The organism is Thiomicrorhabdus sp. (genome assembly GCF_041583835.1).
In the GTDB taxonomy this organism is placed as follows: domain Bacteria; phylum Pseudomonadota; class Gammaproteobacteria; order Thiomicrospirales; family Thiomicrospiraceae; genus Thiomicrorhabdus.
On record NZ_JBFHFC010000019.1, the window covers coordinates 26,005 to 45,823 of the forward strand.

23 protein-coding genes, 3 tRNA genes and 2 riboswitches are annotated in these 19,819 nt (G+C 46.8%); of the genes, 19 read left to right on the top strand and 7 right to left on the bottom strand.

Going from position 1 to position 19,819, the window contains the following annotated elements; genetic code table 11:
• Positions 1-17 precede the first annotated feature (17 nt).
• Positions 18-1,436, bottom strand: coding sequence for a form I ribulose bisphosphate carboxylase large subunit (locus tag ABY044_RS09365; RefSeq protein WP_279420572.1), 1,419 nt, complete (start codon positions 1,434-1,436; stop codon positions 18-20).
• Positions 1,437-1,657: 221 nt separating this feature from the next.
• On the opposite strand from ABY044_RS09365, the gene ABY044_RS09370 reads away from it, so the two are divergent.
• On the top strand, positions 1,658-2,584 hold the full coding sequence (locus ABY044_RS09370) for a LysR family transcriptional regulator (protein ID WP_373020151.1): 927 nt from the start codon (positions 1,658-1,660) through the stop codon (positions 2,582-2,584).
• Positions 2,585-2,679: 95 nt separating this feature from the next.
• Positions 2,680-2,949, top strand: a complete 270-nt coding sequence (locus tag ABY044_RS09375) for a hypothetical protein (RefSeq protein ID WP_373020153.1) — start codon at positions 2,680-2,682, stop codon at positions 2,947-2,949.
• On the opposite strand, the gene bioD is transcribed toward ABY044_RS09375, so the two are convergent.
• The 3 genes from bioD to ABY044_RS09390 are packed head-to-tail and all read right to left on the bottom strand — an operon-like array spanning position 2,926 to position 5,024.
• A complete protein-coding gene (bioD, locus tag ABY044_RS09380) occupies positions 2,926-3,585 on the bottom strand; it encodes a dethiobiotin synthase (protein WP_373020155.1) in 660 nt (219 codons plus the stop codon). The genes ABY044_RS09375 and bioD overlap by 24 nt on opposite strands.
• A 52-nt stretch (positions 3,586-3,637) precedes the next feature.
• On the bottom strand, positions 3,638-4,525 hold the full coding sequence (locus ABY044_RS09385) for a phosphoribosylaminoimidazolesuccinocarboxamide synthase (RefSeq protein ID WP_373020157.1): 888 nt from the start codon (positions 4,523-4,525) through the stop codon (positions 3,638-3,640).
• A gap of 28 nt (positions 4,526-4,553) precedes the next feature.
• A complete protein-coding gene (locus ABY044_RS09390; RefSeq protein ID WP_373020158.1) occupies positions 4,554-5,024 on the bottom strand; it encodes a phosphate-starvation-inducible protein PsiE in 471 nt (156 codons plus the stop codon).
• A gap of 180 nt (positions 5,025-5,204) precedes the next feature.
• Here ABY044_RS09390 and rpe point away from each other — a divergent pair, with 180 nt between their 5' ends.
• The 11 genes from rpe (at position 5,205) to ABY044_RS09445 (ending at position 14,605) form a co-directional block, all read left to right on the top strand.
• A complete protein-coding gene (rpe, locus tag ABY044_RS09395) occupies positions 5,205-5,909 on the top strand; it encodes a ribulose-phosphate 3-epimerase (RefSeq protein WP_373020159.1) in 705 nt (234 codons plus the stop codon).
• Positions 5,910-6,009: 100 nt separating this feature from the next.
• A complete protein-coding gene (locus ABY044_RS09400; protein ID WP_373020161.1) occupies positions 6,010-6,690 on the top strand; it encodes a phosphoglycolate phosphatase in 681 nt (226 codons plus the stop codon).
• A 252-nt stretch (positions 6,691-6,942) separates the two neighbouring features.
• Entirely contained in the window at positions 6,943-8,448 is a 1,506-nt protein-coding gene (trpE, locus tag ABY044_RS09405; protein ID WP_373020163.1) for an anthranilate synthase component I, read from the top strand.
• 22 nt (positions 8,449-8,470) lie between these two features.
• Positions 8,471-9,052, top strand: a complete 582-nt coding sequence (locus ABY044_RS09410) for an aminodeoxychorismate/anthranilate synthase component II (RefSeq protein WP_373020165.1) — start codon at positions 8,471-8,473, stop codon at positions 9,050-9,052.
• Positions 9,053-9,067: 15 nt separating this feature from the next.
• The gene (gene trpD, locus ABY044_RS09415) at positions 9,068-10,096 is read left to right on the top strand and encodes an anthranilate phosphoribosyltransferase (protein WP_373020166.1); all 1,029 of its coding nucleotides are present in this window, start codon (positions 9,068-9,070) and stop codon (positions 10,094-10,096) included.
• Positions 10,097-10,124: 28 nt separating this feature from the next.
• Positions 10,125-10,526, top strand: a complete 402-nt coding sequence (locus ABY044_RS09420) for a YbaN family protein (RefSeq protein ID WP_373020167.1) — start codon at positions 10,125-10,127, stop codon at positions 10,524-10,526.
• Positions 10,527-10,581: 55 nt separating this feature from the next.
• On the top strand, positions 10,582-11,379 hold the full coding sequence (gene trpC / locus ABY044_RS09425) for an indole-3-glycerol phosphate synthase TrpC (RefSeq protein ID WP_373020169.1): 798 nt from the start codon (positions 10,582-10,584) through the stop codon (positions 11,377-11,379).
• A 239-nt stretch (positions 11,380-11,618) separates the two neighbouring features.
• Positions 11,619-12,116, top strand: coding sequence for an adenosylmethionine decarboxylase (gene speD, locus ABY044_RS09430; RefSeq protein WP_373020171.1), 498 nt, complete (start codon positions 11,619-11,621; stop codon positions 12,114-12,116).
• On the top strand, positions 12,109-12,957 hold the full coding sequence (speE, locus tag ABY044_RS09435) for a polyamine aminopropyltransferase (RefSeq protein WP_373020173.1): 849 nt from the start codon (positions 12,109-12,111) through the stop codon (positions 12,955-12,957). Before speD ends, speE begins: the two co-directional genes overlap by 8 nt.
• Positions 12,957-14,156, top strand: a complete 1,200-nt coding sequence (locus tag ABY044_RS09440) for a type III PLP-dependent enzyme (RefSeq protein WP_373020174.1) — start codon at positions 12,957-12,959, stop codon at positions 14,154-14,156. Before speE ends, ABY044_RS09440 begins: the two co-directional genes overlap by 1 nt.
• Positions 14,157-14,185: 29 nt before the next feature.
• The gene (locus ABY044_RS09445) at positions 14,186-14,605 is read left to right on the top strand and encodes an OsmC family protein (RefSeq protein WP_373020175.1); all 420 of its coding nucleotides are present in this window, start codon (positions 14,186-14,188) and stop codon (positions 14,603-14,605) included.
• Positions 14,606-14,665: 60 nt separating this feature from the next.
• On the opposite strand, the gene ABY044_RS09450 is transcribed toward ABY044_RS09445, so the two are convergent.
• Positions 14,666-15,076 carry a DUF805 domain-containing protein gene (locus ABY044_RS09450; RefSeq protein ID WP_373020177.1) on the bottom strand — a complete coding sequence of 137 codons (411 nt, stop codon included), beginning with the start codon at positions 15,074-15,076 and terminating at the stop codon, positions 14,666-14,668.
• Between the two features lie 188 nt (positions 15,077-15,264).
• Here ABY044_RS09450 and ABY044_RS09455 point away from each other — a divergent pair, with 188 nt between their 5' ends.
• Complete coding sequence (locus ABY044_RS09455; RefSeq protein WP_373020179.1) at positions 15,265-15,942, top strand: class I SAM-dependent methyltransferase; 678 nt, start codon at positions 15,265-15,267, stop codon at positions 15,940-15,942.
• 56 nt (positions 15,943-15,998) lie between these two features.
• On the opposite strand, the gene ABY044_RS09460 is transcribed toward ABY044_RS09455, so the two are convergent.
• Complete coding sequence (locus tag ABY044_RS09460) at positions 15,999-17,285, bottom strand: adenosylmethionine--8-amino-7-oxononanoate transaminase (protein WP_373020181.1); 1,287 nt, start codon at positions 17,283-17,285, stop codon at positions 15,999-16,001.
• Between the two features lie 274 nt (positions 17,286-17,559).
• Positions 17,560-17,644, top strand: a riboswitch (cyclic di-GMP riboswitch).
• A gap of 115 nt (positions 17,645-17,759) precedes the next feature.
• Positions 17,760-17,842, top strand: a riboswitch (cyclic di-GMP riboswitch).
• Positions 17,843-17,915: 73 nt separating this feature from the next.
• Between ABY044_RS09460 and ABY044_RS09465 the strand changes: the two genes are divergently transcribed.
• On the top strand, positions 17,916-18,236 hold the full coding sequence (locus ABY044_RS09465; protein WP_373020183.1) for a hypothetical protein: 321 nt from the start codon (positions 17,916-17,918) through the stop codon (positions 18,234-18,236).
• Between the two features lie 132 nt (positions 18,237-18,368).
• Here ABY044_RS09465 and ABY044_RS09470 read toward each other — a convergent pair whose 3' ends face one another.
• On the bottom strand, positions 18,369-19,115 hold the full coding sequence (locus ABY044_RS09470) for a pseudouridine synthase (RefSeq protein WP_373020184.1): 747 nt from the start codon (positions 19,113-19,115) through the stop codon (positions 18,369-18,371).
• Positions 19,116-19,302: 187 nt separating this feature from the next.
• On the opposite strand from ABY044_RS09470, the gene ABY044_RS09475 reads away from it, so the two are divergent.
• The 4 genes from ABY044_RS09475 to ABY044_RS09490 all read left to right on the top strand — a co-directional run.
• Positions 19,303-19,387: transfer RNA gene (locus tag ABY044_RS09475), tRNA-Tyr, on the top strand.
• Positions 19,388-19,392: 5 nt separating this feature from the next.
• Positions 19,393-19,467, top strand: a tRNA-Gly gene (locus ABY044_RS09480).
• Between the two features lie 73 nt (positions 19,468-19,540).
• Positions 19,541-19,616 (top strand) — tRNA-Thr (locus ABY044_RS09485).
• 62 nt (positions 19,617-19,678) lie between these two features.
• Positions 19,679-19,819: GTP-binding protein (locus ABY044_RS09490; RefSeq protein ID WP_373020187.1), on the top strand; the 141-nt coding region annotated here is incomplete at its 3' end.

The following is a 19,819-nucleotide window of genomic DNA, read 5'->3' on the forward strand; positions in this document are numbered from 1 at the left end:
TCTCCTAATTTCATCAATTACTTATGCTTAACATCAAGCTTGTCAACTGTGTCGAATTCGAACTTGATTTCTTTCCAAGTTTCCATTGCGATCTTAAGTTCTGGGCTAGATTTAGCAGCGTTAGTAAGGATGTCCTTACCTTCTTTCTCAACTTCGCGACCTTCGTTACGTGCTTGTACACACGCTTCAAGAGCAACACGGTTTGCAGCCGCACCAGCAGCGTTACCCCATGGGTGACCTAGCGTACCACCACCGAACTGAAGAACAGAGTCATCACCGAAGATAGTAACAAGTGCAGGCATGTGCCATACGTGGATACCACCAGAAGCAACCGGCATAACACCAGGCATCGCACCGAAGTCTTGGTCGAACATGATTCCGCGTGAACGGTCTTCAGGGATGAAGCTGTCGCGCATGATGTCGATCCAACCTAGAGTCGCTTCACGGTCACCTTCCAACTTACCAACAACCGTACCAGAGTGTAGGTGGTCACCACCGGATAGACGAAGTGCTTTCGTCAATACGCGGAAGTGGATACCGTGGTGTGGGTTACGGTCGATTACACCGTGCATCGCGCGGTGGATGTGCAACAACAGACCGTTCTTACGGCAGTAGTTAGCAAGACCGGTGTTCGCAGTGAAACCACCAGTTAGGTAATCGTGCATGATGATCGGAGTACCGATCTCTTTAGCGAACTCAGCACGCTCGTACATTTCTTCAGGCGTACCAGCAGTACAGTTCAAGTAGTGACCTTTACGCTCACCCGTTTCTGCTTGTGCTTTTTCGATTGCATCCTGACAGAATAGGAAACGGTCTCTCCAGCGCATGAATGGCTGAGAAGTTACGTTTTCATCATCCTTAGTGAAGTCAAGACCACCACGAAGACACTCATATACTGCACGACCGTAGTTCTTAGCAGATAGACCAAGCTTAGGCTTGATAGTACAACCCAACATAGGACGACCGTACTTATCCATCTTGTCACGCTCAACTTGGATACCGTGTGGAGGTCCACCACAAGTCATAACGTAAGCTAGCGGGAAACGGATATCTTCAAGACGACAAGCACGTAGTGCTTTAAATCCGAATACGTTACCAACCAAAGAAGTCATAACGGATACAACTGAACCTTCTTCGAAAAGGTCGATCGGGTATGCGATGAACGCGTAGAAACAAGAGTCGTCACCAGGAACGTCTTCGATTCTGTAAGCACGACCTTTGTAGTAGTCAAGGTCAGTTAACAAGTCAGTCCATACTGTTGTCCAGGTACCAGTTGAAGATTCTGCAGCTACCGCAGCAGCGATTTCTTCACGTGGAACTCCTGGCTGTGGAGTAACTTTAAAACATGCTAGAAAATCTGAGTCTTTTGGCTCGTAATCTGGCATCCAATATGTTTCGCGGTATTCTTTAACACCGGCATTGTAAGTCTTAGCCATGTTTTTACCTCTTTTCATTTTGAAGGATATTAAGTAAAGAGTTTCTGAAAAACCTTGGTTCGAAAATTTAATTTCAAACACTGTGCGGTTTCATTGGGGTGTATCTTAGTGAATAATTTGCATGGTTAACAAGACAACGTTGGTTATACTGTTTATATACATTTGTTTATACAAAATGTGGTTTTGTTCAGAATTTAGGCAATCGTAAGGAAGAAAAAGTTATGCATAAGCTGCACATTACATCCCAGCAAATCCGCATATTTGAAGCGGTTGGGCGGCTTTTGAGTTATACCAAAGCGGCGGAAGAATTGAATCTTTCCCAACCTGCGGTTTCGATCCAAGTTAAGCGCTTGGAAGAGAATAATGACGTGAAATTAATAGAGGTTGTTGGTAAAAAACTCTTCTTGACTCAAGCCGGTGAACGCATGTTTAAGAGTTGTCAGAAGATTTTGGAGGAGTTAAAAGAGCTCAATGTCGACATAAAATCCGGTCAGGAGAGAGTCGATGGAGAGTTAAGAATTGCGGTCGTAACCCCTGCAAAATATTTCATGCCTTATATTCTTAAAGCGTTTCTTAACCGTTATCCGGATGTGAAACCCTTGATTACGGTCATCAATCGACGCCGTATTTTGGATGAAATTAAACAGAATCAATACGACCTGTCTATTATGGGACGTGTTCCCGAAGACCTTAAGATGGAAGCCTTTCCGTTTTTCGAAAACGAACTGGTGGTTGCGGCGCCGCCTAAACATCCGTTGTCGAAAGAAAAGAATATTCCGATTAAGGCGTTGGCAAACGAGCGTTTTTTAATGCGTGAGAAAGGTTCCGGGATACGCGATTCGGTGCAGGATCGTTTTGCAGAAAACGGTATTGAAATCGAACCTTATATGGAGCTGGGCAGTACGGAAAGTATCAAACAGGCGGTCATGGCCGGTTTGGGTATTTCGGTTTTGCCCAAGCAGGCCATACGTTTGGAAACGCGCTATAGACATATGGATGTTTTGGATGTGCAAGGTTTCCCGATTACCCGCCATTGGTATGTTGCAAAATTAACCAGTAAGTCGAAGACGCCTGCTGCCGAGGCCTTTTTAAATTTTCTTCATAGCGTCGATATTAATAAATTGTTGGCGATGACCGATACACGATAATTTGTCGGTATTGGTCAAGGCTGGCCGCTGTCACGCAAAGTGACTGTGGTGATTTCTTTGTGTTAACTTCTTATATTTGGGTTGGTGGTTTTTGCATGTGTATTGTGATTCTCGGAATCTTGTTGGTTTTATTGTATTACTCCGATGCATTATTGATTGATTATCAGTTGGCGGAAAAGGTGCTTGATCAGTCGGTTGTCATTGCTCAGGGCTGGGGGATTGTTTACGAGATTTGGCCTGTCTTGTTATTTTTCTTTTTGCTTGGCGTGTTTATGACTTTGTTGGCTTTTAGGTTTTTTTCGATGTGGCGCGAAAGGCAGGAGAGCAGAAAGAAATCGGAGTCAGACGCGGAGGTCGGGGAGTAACGCGGTTTGTTTTAAAGGATTGAAGGCTAGGTGGTGACAGCCAATGTTCTTTTCGGAAAGATAATGTTTCAGATCTTTGAAATTAGCCAAGTCCGCTTGAGGAGCGATGTCGTTGACGATCACGCTGTGAAGCGGCAGCCCGGCGTGTTCAATGGCTTCAATCGTCAATAAAGCATGATTAATGCACCCCAGACGATTACCAACCACCAGAATGACCGGTAATTGTAATAGCTTTGCCAGGTCAACATTCAAGCCGTCGCTGGAAAGCGGCGAATAGAATCCTCCAGCCCCCTCTACCAGTGCAAATTTTCCTGGATCAACTTCGCAGGCTTTAGCCAGATCTTTTGAGGTAAGCGTGATGCCGGCCTGCTGCAAAGCGCGCTGCGGTGAAATCGGCGGTATGAATTGATTAGGGCAGATTCGTTCGATGGGTTCTTCGGACTCGCAGGCCTGTTTCAGAAAGACCGCGTCTTCACAGTATAAAGAATTGTCCGCCTGGGGAATGCATCCGGAAGCGATCGGTTTGCGCGGGCTGACATCAATGCCTTGTTGAATTAACGTATGACCGATACAGCCGCTGGCGTAGGTTTTGCCGACATCCGTATCGGTGCCGGTCACGAAAAAGCCGGCCTTCATCGTAGACTCCGGACAAGTCTTTCGAGTGTTGCAAGGCGGCTTTTCATGGGCGTTACATATTCTCGGTTAAACGAGCTTGGGCTTCCTGATACTTTTCTAACGTCTTAAGCACGATCTCTTCAGGCAGTTCCGGTGCCGGTGCTTTTTTATCCCAATCAAGCGATTCAAGATAGTCTCGAATGAATTGTTTGTCGAAGCTTTCCGGGTTTTTGCCAACCTGATACTGAGAGGCCGGCCAGAAGCGTGAACTGTCCGGTGTAAGGGCTTCGTCAATCAGGTGAATCGTGCCGTTCTCATCTTCGCCGAACTCAAATTTGGTGTCGGCGATGATGATGCCGCGTTCCAAGGCGAACTCGGCGGCGAACTTGTACAGCTGGAGACTGAAGTCACGGACTTTTTCCGATTTTTCTTGTCCCATGATTTCGACCAGCTGTTCAAAGCTGATGTTCTCGTCATGGTCGCCCACTGCCGCTTTAGTCGATGGAGTAAAGAGCGGTTGCGGTAGTTGCTGTGCTTTTTTAAGACCGGCTTCCAACGGGATGCCGCAAACGCTTTGGCTTTTCTTGTATTCTTTCCAGCCGGAACCGACCAAGTAGCCACGAACGATGGCTTCAACCGGCAATGGTTTTAGCTTACGCACCACCATTCCTCGGCCGTCCAGTTGCTTGAGTTCTTCTGGGGTCAGGTAATCCGCCAGGCTGATATCGGTAACCAATTGGTTAGGAATGATGTCTGCGGTTTTTTTCATCCAAAATTGCGCCGTTTCCGTCAGGATACGGCCTTTGCCCGGAATCGGGGTCGGCAGTACGCAGTCAAATGCGGAAATTCTGTCTGTGGTAACAATTAACAGATGTTTGTCATCGATATCATAGATGTCGCGAACCTTACCTTTGTTGATTAAAGGGAGGCTGGTTAGATTTGACTCATATAATGGGTGCATAAATGCTTTCCTAACGTATTAATTCGGTTCAATCTTTCGGACGACGTTGAGCGGCAGCGCGAGTATTGTCGTAAGGGTATTTAATGTGTCCGTAGCGTAGTATCAAGGTCGCAATCGTAATCAAGGTGATGGTTACGCCAATGGCAATCATTTGCCATTCAGACAAGCCTTTAAGTTCCAGAATCAGGTAACGCGCCAGAGCGACGATGGCGATATAAAGCGGAAAACGAATCGGCAGCTTACCGGAATCCAGATAGATCGCAATCATGGCGAGCACTTCCAGATAAAGGAAGAGTAGTAATAGATCGCCCAAAGTGACTTGGGCATGATTGATCATGGACATTACTTCCTGGGCACCGGCGTAGATGGTCGCGAGCGCAATGACCGTCAGCCCCACGAATTCGAAGAAATGAATCATTTGTCCAAGCAGGCTTTCGGCCTTGTTGGGCCGTCTTTCGGTGGCCTTGTTCAAGGGGATGTCTGTCGTTTCAGTGCTCATTGAAATCGTCCGTAATGATAGAAAATCATATATTGATACATAGGGTTATATATAGGAGGTGCGCTTCGCTGCCGTTGTGGAACAAGGCATCTGTGCCCCTCCTTTTTTTTGCCCATTTTATAGGATACTGTTAAAATGCACGAATTAATTTTCAAAAAATTTAATTAAGGAACGACTAGCATGGCTAAGCAAGAAAACTGGATTGCCCCATCAATTCTATCAGCGGATTTCGCGCAATTGGGTAAAGATGTTAAAGATGTAATTGCAGCGGGCGCTGATGTGGTGCATTTTGATGTAATGGACAATCATTATGTCCCTAACTTGACTATCGGACCTTTGGTTTGTGAATCTTTAAAGAACTTTATGGTTAAAGAAGACATCAAAGCCCCGATCGACGTGCATCTGATGGTTAAGCCGGTTGATCGTTTGATTGGTGATTTCGCTTCTGCGGGTGCGGACATCATTACTTTCCACCCGGAAGCTTCCGAGCACATCGACCGTTCTTTGCAGTTGATCAAGGCGGAAGGTTGTAAGGCGGGCTTGGTATTTAACCCGGCAACGCCATTAAGCTACCTAGAGCACGTTATGGATAAAATCGACATGATCTTAATTATGTCGGTTAACCCTGGTTTCGGTGGTCAAGCATTCATCGAGCAGGCGTTGGAGAAGCTGCGCACAGCTCGTCAGCTGATCGACGCTTCCGGTCGCGATATCCGTCTTGAAATCGACGGTGGCGTTAAGGCCGAGAATATCGCAGAAGTTGCAGCCGCAGGTTGTGATACGTTTGTATCCGGTTCCGGAATCTTCGGAAACGCAAATGCTTCCGATCCTAACCGTTATGACAGCATCATCAAACAAATGCGTGAAGAGTTGGCTAAAGCTTAATCACCAAGCATTAATGACAGCCTAATGCGAAACGCTGAGGTGCGAATCTCGGCGTTTTGTTGTATTAGGGTGACGGTAAATAAGAATTTAAGAGATTATTATGGAAAAGTTTAAGCCAGGATTTGTGTTGATCGATTTGGACGGCACTTTAATTGACAGTGTGCCGGATTTGGCCTACTGCGTAGACGAAATGATGAAGCAGTTGGATATGCCTGTTCGTGGTGAAGATGCTGTGCGTAACTGGGTTGGAAACGGCGTTGAACGTTTGACCGAGCGTGCGTTGATTAATGCGGTTGACGGCGAACCGGATGCGGAATTGATGGCTAAGGCCTATCCGATCTTCTTGGAGCTGTACAAAGACAATACCTCTCAGCGTAGCCGTGTATACGATGGTGTGGTTGAAGGAATCGAGTGGATGATTGCACAGGGTTACCGTGTGGCGTGTGTCACCAATAAAGCCGAAGCGTTTACGGTTCCTTTGTTAAAAGACAAAGGTTTGTATGATTACTTTGAAGTCATCGTCAGCGGCGATACTTGTGCCGAGAAGAAACCTCATCCAATGCCTTTGTTGCACGCGGCCAAGCAGTTGGGTGTCGAACCTGAAAATGCATTGATGATCGGTGATTCCAAGTCGGATGTAAAAGCGGCTCGCGCTGCAGGTTTCCACATTTTTTGTATGACTTACGGTTACAATCATGGTGAAGATATCCGTGATTACGAACCGGATGTGGTCATGGATTCATTTGCAGAGTTACCAAATTACCTTGAAGCTAAGGCATAATTAGCTTTAAAGGTTTTTAGGGCGGTCTAAAAGATGTCCTAAAACAGCGGTAAATAAAAATGAGCAGCAGTGCTCATTTTTATTTATAAATAGGCTGTTTATTTTTGACGAGAGATTTGTAATAACGGGTGGTGATTTAAATGGCTTTTCTGAAAGCGCTGTTACTAGAGATTTTTCGTCCACTGATTTGTGCATTGTCCGGTATTCGTCGGGCACTGTTATTTAGAAAACTGACAAAGGCAAAACATAACCATGAGTGACGCTCACTTTGCAAATTTGGCAAAACAGGGCTATAACCGCGCACCGGTAATGCGTACGGTTTTATCTGATTACGATACTCCTTTAAGCGTTTATCATAAATTGGCCAAGGCTCCTTATTCCTACCTGTTTGAATCGGTTCAAGGCGGAGATAAGTGGGGTCGTTATTCCATTATTGGCTTGCCTTGTCAGCGCCGTTTGTTAATACGCGGTCATCAAATTGAAGAGTGGAACGGTTCGGAGCTGGTTCAGAAACAGGTTGCCGACGACCCGCTGGCGTGGATCGAAGCCTATCAGAAGCAATTCAACGTCTATGATCAGCCGGGATTGCCTGCATTCAGTGGCGGCTTGGTTGGTTATTTCGGTTACGACACTATCCGCTACGTGGAACAACGTTTACAGAAAACAGCCCCCGAGCGTGATGATATCGGTGCGCCGGATGTCGAGTTGTTGGTTTCGGAAGAATTGGTGGTGTTCGACAATCTTAGCGGGCAGGTGCATGTAATCGTGCATGCGGATCTCTCGAAACTGAACGGGTATTCTGAAGCACAAGTTCGTTTGGACGAATTGCAGGGCTTGTTGAGTCAGCCGTTGCCCTTGCCGATGGATGAACCAAGCGGTCGTACAGTGGACGAGGAAGATTTTGTATCCAGCTTTGGCGAAGAAGCTTTCAAAGAAGCTGTTGCCAAAATCAAGGAGTATATTTTTGCCGGAGATGCCATGCAGGTGGTCATCTCGCAGCAGATGTCGCTGCCGTATGAAGAGGCGCCGATCGATCTTTATCGCGCATTGCGTTATCTAAATCCGTCACCATATATGTTCTTCATGGATATGGGCGATCTTCAGGTCGTCGGTTCGTCGCCCGAGATTCTGGTTCGTCTGGAAGACAATCAAGTTACGGTGCGACCGATTGCCGGAACCCGTCGTCGAGGCCTGACACCGGAAAAAGACCGTGCATTGGAAGCAGACCTACTTAACGATCCTAAAGAAGTCGCCGAACATTTGATGTTGATCGATTTGGGACGTAACGATGTCGGGCGTATCGCCCAGATCGGTTCGGTTGAATTGACCGAGAAGATGGTGGTGGAACGTTATTCTCATGTCATGCACATTGTCTCTAACGTTAACGGTATTGCCAAGCCGGGCATGTCTGCGATGGATGTGTTGCGTGCGACGTTCCCGGCGGGAACGGTTTCCGGCGCGCCAAAGATCCGCGCGATGGAAATTATCGACGAATTCGAGCCGGTTAAACGTGGTATCTACTCCGGTGCGGTCGGCTATCTGGGCTGGCACGGTAACATGGATACGGCGATTGCGATCCGTACGGCCGTCATTAAAGACAAGCGTTTATTTGTGCAGGCCGGGGCGGGAATCGTTGCCGATTCCGTTCCGCAGTCGGAATGGGACGAAACTATGAACAAAGGGCGCGCTATTTTCCGGGCGGCTGAATTCGTCGCCGAAGGTTTGCAGACTAAAAATCCGGATGCAGGGCATCGATAAGCGAGTAAAGGATATTAAAGATATGTTGTTGATGATTGATAACTACGACTCGTTTACCTATAACATCGTGCAGTATTTTGGCGAGTTGGGACAGCACGTAGAAGTGTATCGAAACGATCAGATTACGATTGAAGAGATTCAGACCATGAATCCGGAGTTTCTGGTGATCTCTCCGGGGCCTTGTACTCCGACAGAAGCAGGGATTTCGGTTGAAGCGATCAAGCATTTCGCCGGCAAGATTCCGATTTTGGGTGTATGCCTTGGGCATCAGTCCATCGGTCAGGCATTCGGCGGAAAGATTGTGCGCGCCAAACAGGTTATGCACGGTAAGACTTCGCCGGTTTACCACAAAGATGTCGGCATGTTTACGGGCTTGCCAAACCCGGTTCAGACTACGCGTTATCATTCATTGGTGATCGAACAGGCCTCGCTGCCGGACTGTCTTGAAGTTACGGCTTGGACGCAGGACGAGCAAGGCAATATGGACGAGATCATGGGGGTACGTCATAAAACCTTGCCGATTGAAGGTGTGCAATTTCACCCCGAATCGATTTTGACCGAGCAGGGACATCAGATGTTGCAGAACTTTTTGGATCAGAAATAAGAGACGGGATAGATTATGGAACTGAGCACCGCTTTAGAACAGTTGTTGAACCGACAGGATTTGCATGAAGATCAAATGGACGCTGTCATGCGTAAATTGATGTCGGGTGAAGCGACTGATGCACAGATCGGTGCGATTCTCGCTGCGTTGCGTATGAAGAGCGAAAGTGTTCCGGAAATCGTCTCTGCGGTCAAAGTCATGCGTGAATTGGCCGCACCGGTTGTAATTGAAGATAAGTCTCACTTGATCGATACCTGTGGTACGGGTGGGGACGGCGCCAGCACCTTTAATATTTCTACCGCCAGTGCATTTGTCGTCGCGGCGGCCGGGGGACGCGTCGCCAAGCATGGTAATCGTTCCTTTTCGAGTAAGTCAGGCAGTGCGGATGTGTTGGAAGCGGCGGGCGTCAACTTAGCGTTAACACCTGAACAAGTGGCTGAATGCGTTAATGAGATCGGGGTCGGTTTTATGTTTGCTCCGAGCCACCACAGTGCCATGAAGCATGTAATCGGCGCGCGAAAAGAGATGGGCGTACGTACCCTGTTTAATATGTTGGGGCCTTTGACGAATCCGGCCGGTGCGCCTTATCAGGTAATCGGCGTGTTCAATAAGGATTTGGGCCCGGTGTTTGCGGAAGTATTGCAGCGTTTAGGGTCCAAGCATGTCATGGTAGTGTGCGCGGAAGACGGTCTGGACGAAATCTCGATTGCCAGTGAAACCTATGTGGCCGAGTTGAAAGACGATGAAATCAGTCAGTGGAAAATCGATCCGTTTGATTACGATATGGATCACCCGGATCTGTCCGAACTGAAAGTGGAGTCGGCACAGGAAAGTTTGAATATCATTCATTCCGTGTTTGCCAATAACGATTCAGCGGCAAAAGACATTGTTTGCTTGAATGCTGGAGCGTCGATTTATGTTGCCGGTTTGGCTGACACCTATGCCGACGGCGTTAATATGGCGCGTAAAGTCATTGCCGACGGTTTGGCCAAGAAAAAATTCAATGAATTTGTCGAGAAGACTCAGTCCTTCAGCGGACATTAGCCGTTTTAGCAGGGCTGTTGAATCTAAGATGACGGCGACGATAAAGCGACACTTGTTTTTCCTGAGCGGCGTTCTATTTTTTATGATCGGACTTGTCGGCGTGGTGTTGCCGGTGTTACCGACGACCCCGTTTATGATCCTTGCGGCAGGCTGTTTTGCGAAAAGTTCCCCGCGCTTTCATCAGGCTTTGTTGAATAACCGTTGGATCGGCGCCGACCTGCAGCGTTGGGAACGGGAACGAACCATGTTGCGCGCGACCAAAAAGAAAGCGACATGGGTGATCGTCGTGATGTTTTCGATTTCCATTGCCGTACTAGCAGATAAGCCCTGGTTACAAATCATGTTGGTGACCATCGCCGTTATCCTGCTGTTTTTCTTGTGGCGGGTTCGCGAGCAGGTTCCGGCCGGAACAAAAGAATTTAGTGTTTGATATATAGTGCGCGACAATCCGGGAGAGCCCCGGGCGCAAATTAAAGGATAACAATATGAGTGGTACGCCTACCATTTTGAAAAAAATCATTTTCCGAAAGCTGGAAGAGATTCAGAAAGGTTGTGAAAAAATCTCTTTGCGCGAGATGAAGCAGAAAGCCATGATGGCACCTCCGGCAAAAGGCTTTGCCGAAGCGATGCAGGCTAAGTTGGATGCCGGGCAGTCTGCGGTGATTGCAGAGATTAAAAAAGCCTCTCCCAGTAAAGGCATTCTGCGCGATCCTTTCGATCCGGTCGAAATCGCCAAGAGTTATGCCGAGCACGGAGCCGCTTGTCTCTCGGTGTTGACCGATCAGGATTTCTTTCAGGGTTCAAACGAGTATTTGCAGCAGGTACGCGCGGCGGTTGATTTACCGATTATCCGAAAAGATTTTATCGTCGACGACTATCAAGTGTATGAAGCTCGTGCCATCGGTGCGGATTGTATTCTGTTAATTGCGGCGGCAATCGGTGACGCGCAGATGTACGAGTTGACCCAAACCGCCATGCAGTTGGGTATGGATGTATTGATTGAAGTCCATAATGAAGAAGAGCTTGAACGTGCCTTGCGTTTGCCTCTGCCGATGATTGGAATCAACAATCGTGACTTACATACCTTTGACGTTTCGTTGGAAACCACGATCCGTATGTTGGATAAGATTCCGGATGATCGAATCGTGATCACCGAAAGCGGAATTTTAGGGCCGGAAGACGTGCAGAAAATGCGTGAAAATAAGGTGAATAGTTTCCTAGTGGGCGAAGCCTTTATGCGCGCCGAGAACCCTGGTGAAAAGCTGGCGGAGTTGTTTCAATAAGTTGTTGATTTAGCGGTGAATAAATTATTTTAAATTCCGTTAAAAAACGCTTGCAAATCTATCGAAAAGGAGAATAATACGCTTCTCCTTTTTTCCAAAAGAAAAATGGTTAAACCTCACGTTAGAAAAAACGTGGCTGGGGTTCGGCAAGCTAGCCTTGTCTTGTCGAATTTTCATTAATCATTCATCCGCATTCAATTCTTTTTCATGCGGGTGTTTTAGTAAGGTACTCACTACAAATGCCAAACTCAGAAAATATCCTGGTTACCGGGAACGAACACTTCGAAGTTATCGAAAAAACCACCATTATCGACAATACTTGGCCGACTCACGATCAAGCGGTTGAAGATCAAACATTGGATCATTTTATTTGTCGCGATGGTAAAACGTTTGCCGGAACGCATTTAATTGCCGATTTTTGGGGTGCAAGTCACTTGGACGATTTGCAATTGATGGAAAATGCATTGCGCGAAGGCGTTGAAAAAGCGAAAGCGACTTTGTTGCATATCCATTTACACCACTTTACTCCGAACGGCGGAATTTCCGGTGTGGCTGTGTTGGCGGAGTCGCACATCAGCGTGCACTCTTGGCCTGAAAGAAACTATGCGGCATTTGATGTCTTTATGTGTGGCGAAGCCGAGCCTGAAAAGGCGATTGAAGTGCTTAAAGCCGCGTTTACACCTTCCGATGTTAAGGTCGATACAATCTTACGCGGTGAGGTGGTAAAAGATGACTAATACGTATTTAGAAACGTTATACCCGACCTGGGGTCAGCAGTTCGTTATGGATGAAGTGTTGTTCGAGGTGGATACGGGTCATCAGCACCTGGTTATCTTTAATAATGCTCAGTGGGGCACGGTGATGGCGCTGGACGGCGTCATTCAGACCACGGAAAAAGACGAGTTCATCTATCATGAAATGATGACGCATGTACCGATGCTGGCGCATGGCAATGCCAAGAAGGTGTTGATTATCGGCGGCGGTGACGGCGGTATTCTGCGCGAAGTGTTGAAGCACGAGAGTGTTGAGTCGGTGACTCAGGTTGAAATCGATCAGCAGGTTATTGATATGTGCATACAGTATTTGCCGAACCATTCGGCAGGTGCTTATGACAATCCAAAAGCCAATATTGTTATCGATGACGGCGTGGAGTTTGTAAATAACTGTACAGAAAAGTTTGATATTATTATTTCGGATTCAACAGACCCGATGGGGCCTGGAGAAGTGTTGTTTACCTCGCGTTTCTATCAGGGAATTAAGAACTGTTTGAATGACGATGGGGTTTTTGTTGCACAAAACGGTGTCAGTTTCCTACAAACTGATGAAGTGAAGACCACGTTTAAACGTTTGTCGCCGTTATTTAAAGAAGCCGGTTTTTATTCAGGCGCGGTACCTACCTATGTCGGTGGGATTATGACCTTTGCTTGGGCAACTGATAATTTGGCGCTGAAACAGGTGGATGTGGCGACATTGGAGTCGCGTTTTGCACAAGCGAATATAAAAACGCGTTTTTATACACCTGCATTGCATAAAGGAAGTTTCGCGCTTCCGCAATATATTTTGGACGCATTAATATAATGGATAAACAATCAATTGTAGAACAATTTGCCGAAGAAACGCATCCGGACGTACTGGAGCAGTTTGACCGTGCAAGTCTTGAAGACTTAGTAGCTAAGCACGAGACGCCGTTTATGGTGCTCGACTTGGAAGAGTTGGATTATCAATATAAATCGTTACAGGCTGCATTGCCTGGCGTTAAATTGTTCTATGCGTTGAAATCGTTGTCTCATCCCGAGTTGATTAAGCGACTAAAGTCTTTGGGCTGTAGTTTTGACTTGGCAACCATCGGTGAAGTTGAGTTGGTAGAGTCTTTAGGAATTAAAGGCGACCAGTGTATACACACTCATCCGATTAAAAAAGATAAAGAGATTAAGCGTGCGCTTGAGTTTGGTTGTAACCGTTTTGTAGTCGATAACGTCGAAGAGATGAAGAAGTTCTACAAATATGCGGGTCAGGTTGAATTGATTATTCGTGTGAGCTTCCGTAGCAAACAGGCGGTGGTTGATTTGTCACGTAAATTCGGTTGCTCTTTGGAGGAGTTGCCGGTGTTGGTGGATATGGCCCAAAGTAACGGTATTGAGGTGGTTGGATTGTCTTTCCACGTTGGTTCGCAGTCACTTTCACCGATGACTCAGGTTAATGCGATTCGTTCGAGTATCGCAGCGATGAAGGTCATGAACGGTGTTAAATGGAAGTTTTTGGATATTGGCGGAAGTTTCCCGGTCTCGTATCAGGAAGAAGTGATGCCGATTGCGGATTTCTGTGCTCCGGTAATGGAAGCGCTTTCTGAATTGCCTGATGGTGTGGAAGTGTTTGCTGAACCTGGCCGCTTTATCTCGGCTCCTTCAATGATTGAAGTGGTGTCGATTGTTGGTAAGGCTAAGCGCGGCGCCAGAACTTGGTATTATCTTGATGATGGCGTTTATGGCGGTTTTAGCGGTCAGATGTTTGATCATGCAAAATATCCGATTGCCCCGTTGAAGCCTGTTGATCCTATGGGTGAGTTTTTCCCGAGTGTATTGGCGGGGCCGACTTGTGATAGTATCGATGTCGTGTCAGAAGATATTGAACTGCCGGAGATGGAAGTAGGGGATATTCTGATTGGTAAGCAGATGGGAGCTTATACTCTCGCATCTGCAACGGAATTTAACTATTATCCAAAACCAAAAGTCGTTGTGGTGGAAGATATTTTTGACCCGGAAACAGAAGCGTTATAAGAGTTGAGTAAGCAATAAGGAGCGAATTGGTGAAATCGGTAATCAAGTGGCAAGGCGGTATGGCGTTTGAAGGCGCAACGGACAGTGGGCATTCGGTTTTAATGGATGCGGCGCCGGAAGTTGGCGGCGAAAACCGCGGACCGCGTCCGATGGAGATGGTTTTGTTAGGATTGGGTGGTTGTACCAGCATCGATATTATTATGATGCTGAATAAAAGTCAGCCAGGACTGGTCAAAGACTGTCAAGTTGAAGTCACTGCCGAACGTGCCGATTCGATTCCTAAAGTGTTTACCAAGATTCACGTACACTTCAAAGTGTTTGGAGAGGGGCTGAACGAGAAAAAGGTCGCGCGCGCCGTTGGGTTGTCTGCCGATAAATACTGTTCGGTTTCTAAAATGTTGGAAGCTTCGGTGGAGATGTCTCACGACTTCGAAATCATCGAAGCCTGATTTTTAGATTGATTGTTATATTAAAAATGCCAGCTTTACGCTGGCATTTTTGTTTTGGCATTAGAGCGTTAGCGTCTCTGTTATTTCGTCGTTTGCATACTTGGGACTGATGCCATATTTGTTTTCAAGTTTCTCGCTGTCAAGCAAAGTGAAAATTAGGATAATGAGTGGGCCGAACGGAATTAAAAGCAAAAGCATCCACCAGGCACTGTATCCTGCATCGTGTAGTCTGCGTGCTAAGATCCCGAAATAGGGTAAAAGTAAACGGAGTGTGTAAATGGTTGAGAATAGGCCGACTTCCGCAGTTTTGTCATATACTCCTAATAAGTTGTCTATGAGTAACAGTAGGAAAAAAAATATCACGTAAAACAGCGTGAACATCCAATATTGTTTGCGGGTTGAACGACTTGAAAAGTCGTTATAATGGTTTTTAATTTCGTCTATGAAATAGTTAATGAATAAATTTCTCATTCAAGCCTCTTATGATGCTGTGTGCGATTAAATACCTATAGTATTGTTGTTGTCTTTTCGGTGTGAGTCAATTTCAATATCTAGGTCTGGTATGTGGTTGCCTTCGGGTTTTTAAAGTTCTACCGGTGAAGGGTGTGTCATCGAAGCCTGATAGATATTCCATTCATATGAATTAGGGGAGGTGTCTGATGCCGGGTTGGTTGTTGAAGTTCAGTATGTCTTTTCTGCGAATTGTGATGACTCCGAAAGGCTTGGCTAAACAGGCGCGCAAACCTTCGGGCTGGTATGGCAAATATGTTGCCCAGCCACTGTTTCTCAGTGGCAACGCTGCACTCAACCAGCTTATTTTCGATAAGCTGGACTTGTCTTCCAAAGAAGTTGTACTGGAGATCGGTTTCGGTCCCGGTGCGCTTTTGGGACAAATTGCCGAAACGGTCAATCGATCCAATCAAGTGTTCGGTCTGGATTTTTCGCCAACCATGATGGCGGAAGCACAAAAACGTAATCGTCACCTGATTGAAAGCGGTCTTCTGCATCTTCAGCAGGGTTCATCCTCAAGTATGCCTTTTACGGATAGCCACTTCACCAAAATCTGTTGTTCCAATGTTTTGTATTTCTGGCAGCCACCGGAACCACACGTGTCCGAAATATTACGCTGTCTACGGCCGGGCGGAAAATTGGTGATGGGGTTTCGCAGCGCCGAACAGATCAATGCCATGCAGTTGGATGCTGAGGTGTTTGCGCGTTACAGTAATGAACAGCTTGGGCAGCTGTTGAAGCGGGTCGGTTTTTCTGAAGTAAACATTATTCATCAGGCTGCCGAACCTTTGGATTCTTATGTGGCGATTGCCACCAAGCCTGTTTGATACGGCTTGGCGGGTAAGGATCCGAATCAGCCCGTCAAAATGAATGTAAGTCACTTTTATAGTGCCGATTTCACCGACGCGATGATGCCGGAGCTAAGTGTTTTTAGGTCGTTGTCATTGATGTTGTAGGCCGGCATGCTGTAAATCAGTTTTCCGAAGGGTCTTAGCCAGATTCCGTTTTCGATTGCGGCCGCCTGAATTTGAGGGCCGAGATCGTCTCTTTCCAATTCAATCACGCCGATGGCGCCGAGTACGCGGGCATTCGCTACCCCCACCAAGTCGTTCAGCGGCAAAAGTGTTTCTTTGAAGTGGGTTTCGATGCGCCTGATGTTGGCCTGCCAGTCCGATTCGAGCAGTACGTCGATGTTGGCAATTGCGGCTGCACAGGCCAATGGATTGGCCATAAAGGTCGGACCGTGAGCGAGAATGCCCGGATTTCCCCGATTCAGTGTATCGCTGATTTCACTAGTGGCCAGTGTGGCGGCCAAACTGATATGTCCGCCGGTCAAGGTTTTTCCTAGTGTGATGATGTCCGGTTGAATGTCAGCCCATTCGCTGGCGAACAATTTTCCGGTACGACCGAACCCGGTTGCAATCTCATCGACGATCAGGAGTACGCCGAACTCGTCGCAGAGTTGGCGCAGCTGTCTGAGGTAGTCGGGGCGATAAAAGCGCATGCCGCCGGCACCTTGTACGATGGGCTCGATAATGACGGCAGCGATGTGGTCGATGTGCGCCTCAAGTTGATGGCGTACTGATTCAATGTCGGCATTGTCGCTTTCCGTGTCGAATCCCATTTGCGGCGCTTCGGCAAAGAAGTGTTGGGTCAGAACTTGTGAAAAAAGGCTGTGCATGCCGTTCACGGGGTCGCACACGGCCATGGTTGCGAAGGTGTCGCCGTGATATCCGTTTTTAACCGTTAACAGGCGGTTTTTTTCGGGTCTATCTTGGCTTATCCAAAATTGAAGTGCCATTTTGATGGCGACCTCGACCGCAACGGAGCCGGAGTCGCAAAAAAAGACTTTATCCAATCCTTTCGGCGTTAATTCAATCAGGCGTTTTGCAAGTTCGATTGCCGGTTCGTGCGTTAAGCCGCCGAACATGATGTGCGGCATGGTGTCGATCTGTTGATGCATCGCTTGTTGGATCTTCGGATGATTGTAACCATGCAGGGTTGCCCACCAGGAACTCATGCCGTCAACCAGCTTGCGGTCGTCGGCCAGTGTGATGATGGAACCATTGGTTTTTTTGACCCCGATTGCCGGGATCGGGCTTGGGGTTTTGGCGTAGGGATGCCATATGTGTTCTTGATCGAATTCAAGGAGTGATTTCCAGTTGCTCATCGTGGGGGCCTGTTCTGCATTTGGTTTATTTTGTGAAATGTTGATTGTTATATGATACAGAACGTAGGCGTTTATTTCACAGGGCATCATGGAGAAGTTGCCGATATTACCTGCTTGAATCAAGTTTCAGGTTTGAAAAAATACTCTAAGTTATAGGGTTATAAGAAAGAAATTGCATTAGTTTCTTGAAAAGTGGGGTTTTTTTTGTAAAATGTCTAGTAAGTTTTCGTAAAGTCTCATGGATGTTACGCTACGGAAACGATTCAAAGTAGAAAATTTGTTGTGCCAAACTTGTTGTGAAGCAAGGACGGAAAGCCATGGGTCTCGGGATATGAAGTCGAGATCGCCAGGTTGCCAAATTGAACTCTTCTCTAAATGTTGAGCCATACTCTCGTGCTCGGCGTTTTCTGACGGTGTGTCAATCCCTTCCGTTTTGTTTTGCTGGTTAACTTAATTTCTATTGTTTTTGTATAACGCTTTATTTGCCAAACTTGTTGTGAAGCAGGGACGGAAAGCCATGGGTCTCAGTGTGGATGTGAGATCGCCAGGTTGCAAAAGCGAAGGTCGCTTGATATTTCGAACCAGACTTCTTTACATGTTTCGCTTGAGTTTATCTCGGGGAGGCTGTGAATGTTAGTCCAGAAATTGGAAATTGGGCAAACCTATCTGATTGAGTTAATCATCAGTGGTTTGCTGTTAATGGCGCCGGATGCGTTGGCTGCGGATTATGCAGTCAATCGTATCGATGCCAGTGCTTCGTATAGGGATGGGTATGTCGGTTCAGGGATGAACGGAACTTCTCATCTTAACCTTGCGAGGCCAGGTGTGGAAGACAGAACTTTGTTGTTGTCCGAAGGGCGGACTTGGAATATGTCCGTCGGTTTGGATAGAGACAAGGGGGATCAGAGCCAGTGGAATCTGGTGGTCTATTTTACCTCGGCATTTAAATAGGACTTATTTGTCGAGTTGATGTTTTAAAGCCCGGCCAGGGAAGGCTGGGCTTTTTTATGTCCGAATTTCAGGAATTGTCCATGCTTGTTCAGAGAAACGGTAAAGGTTCTGTATGGGTGTGCAGATTGCCGTTTAGGTGTGTTGGCTAAAATCGAGTCGTTCGACTGCGTATTGAAATGACGCTTCAAGTGGGGCTTCGATAGTGATGGGTTGGTTGGTGGCAGGGTGAATGAACTTCAGTGAAGTTGCAGCCAAATACAGACGGTGTTGTCCAAGCCATTCATAAAAGAAGTGGTTGTGATGACGGTCGCCGTATCTGACGTCGCCGATAATGGGGTGGCTAATATGGTTTAGATGACGGCGAAGTTGATGTTTTCGGCCGGTCTTGGGTTTGAGTTCTACCAACGAGTAGCGTTGCTGCTCGAATTTCCCGATCTTATGCTCAACCGTGGTGTGGGCGATTGTTTTGTACTCTGTTTGTGCTGATTGTGGCTCGAGCTGTTCTTGTTTGAATTTATCGGCGATTTTGTCTTTTTGGTATTTTAAAGGTTTATCAATGAGGCCGCTGGATTCGGTCCATCCACGACAGATGGCATGGTAAGTTTTTTCGATGGTATGCTGGCTGAACTGTTCTCCGAGATTGCGTGCAGAATCCGAATCCAGCGAAAATAACAATAAACCGGACGTTGCTTTATCGAGTCTGTGAATCGGAAAAACGGGCTGTCCGATCGCATCCCGGGTCATTTGAACGGCGAAAAGGGTTTCATGTTTGTCGATCGGTGAGCGATGAACCAATAATCCGGCCGGCTTATGGATGGCCACGATGTGGTTATCGCTGTAGATGATTTTAAATGCGTCTAGGTTGAGTTCTGTCTGCACTCGATATTCCTGTGTGATCAAAAGTGTGAATGCTTAAAGTGTATCAACTCGGTGTTTAACAACAAAGATAATGTGTGAAAAAGCGCCGAATTAACGGTATCGGCAGCAAAAATTTAAAATAATGAACTTTTCTGGAATTTATTATTGACAGCCGTTAAATAATCTATAAAATACGCACTCACAATTCGGAGGGTTTCCCGAGCGGCCAAAGGGGGCAGACTGTAAATCTGCTGGCTCAGCCTTCGGTGGTTCGAATCCACCACCCTCCACCAGTTTTGCGGGTATCGTATATTGGCTATTACCTCGGCCTTCCAAGCCGATGAGAGGAGTTCGATTCTCCTTACCCGCTCCAATTCTTAAAGAGGCTCTCTTGGTTGATTTGCAGATTGCAGGTTGATGGGAGGGCCTTTTTAATATTAGTTACCGCTTCCATAGCTCAGTAGGTAGAGCGCATCCATGGTAAGGATGAGGTCGCCAGTTCGATCCTGGCTGGAAGCTCCATTTTTTAACCAGAGTGGTTCTTTGTCTTAACGGGCGGGAAGCTGCTTAACGGAGTTTGCATCATGGCAAAAGAAAAGTTTGAAAGAACGAAACCGCACGTAAACGTTGGAACTATCGGTCACGTTGACCATGGTAAGACAACTCTAACAGCGGCATTGACAATCGTACAAGGTAAGAAATTTGGTGGAGACGTAAAAGACTAC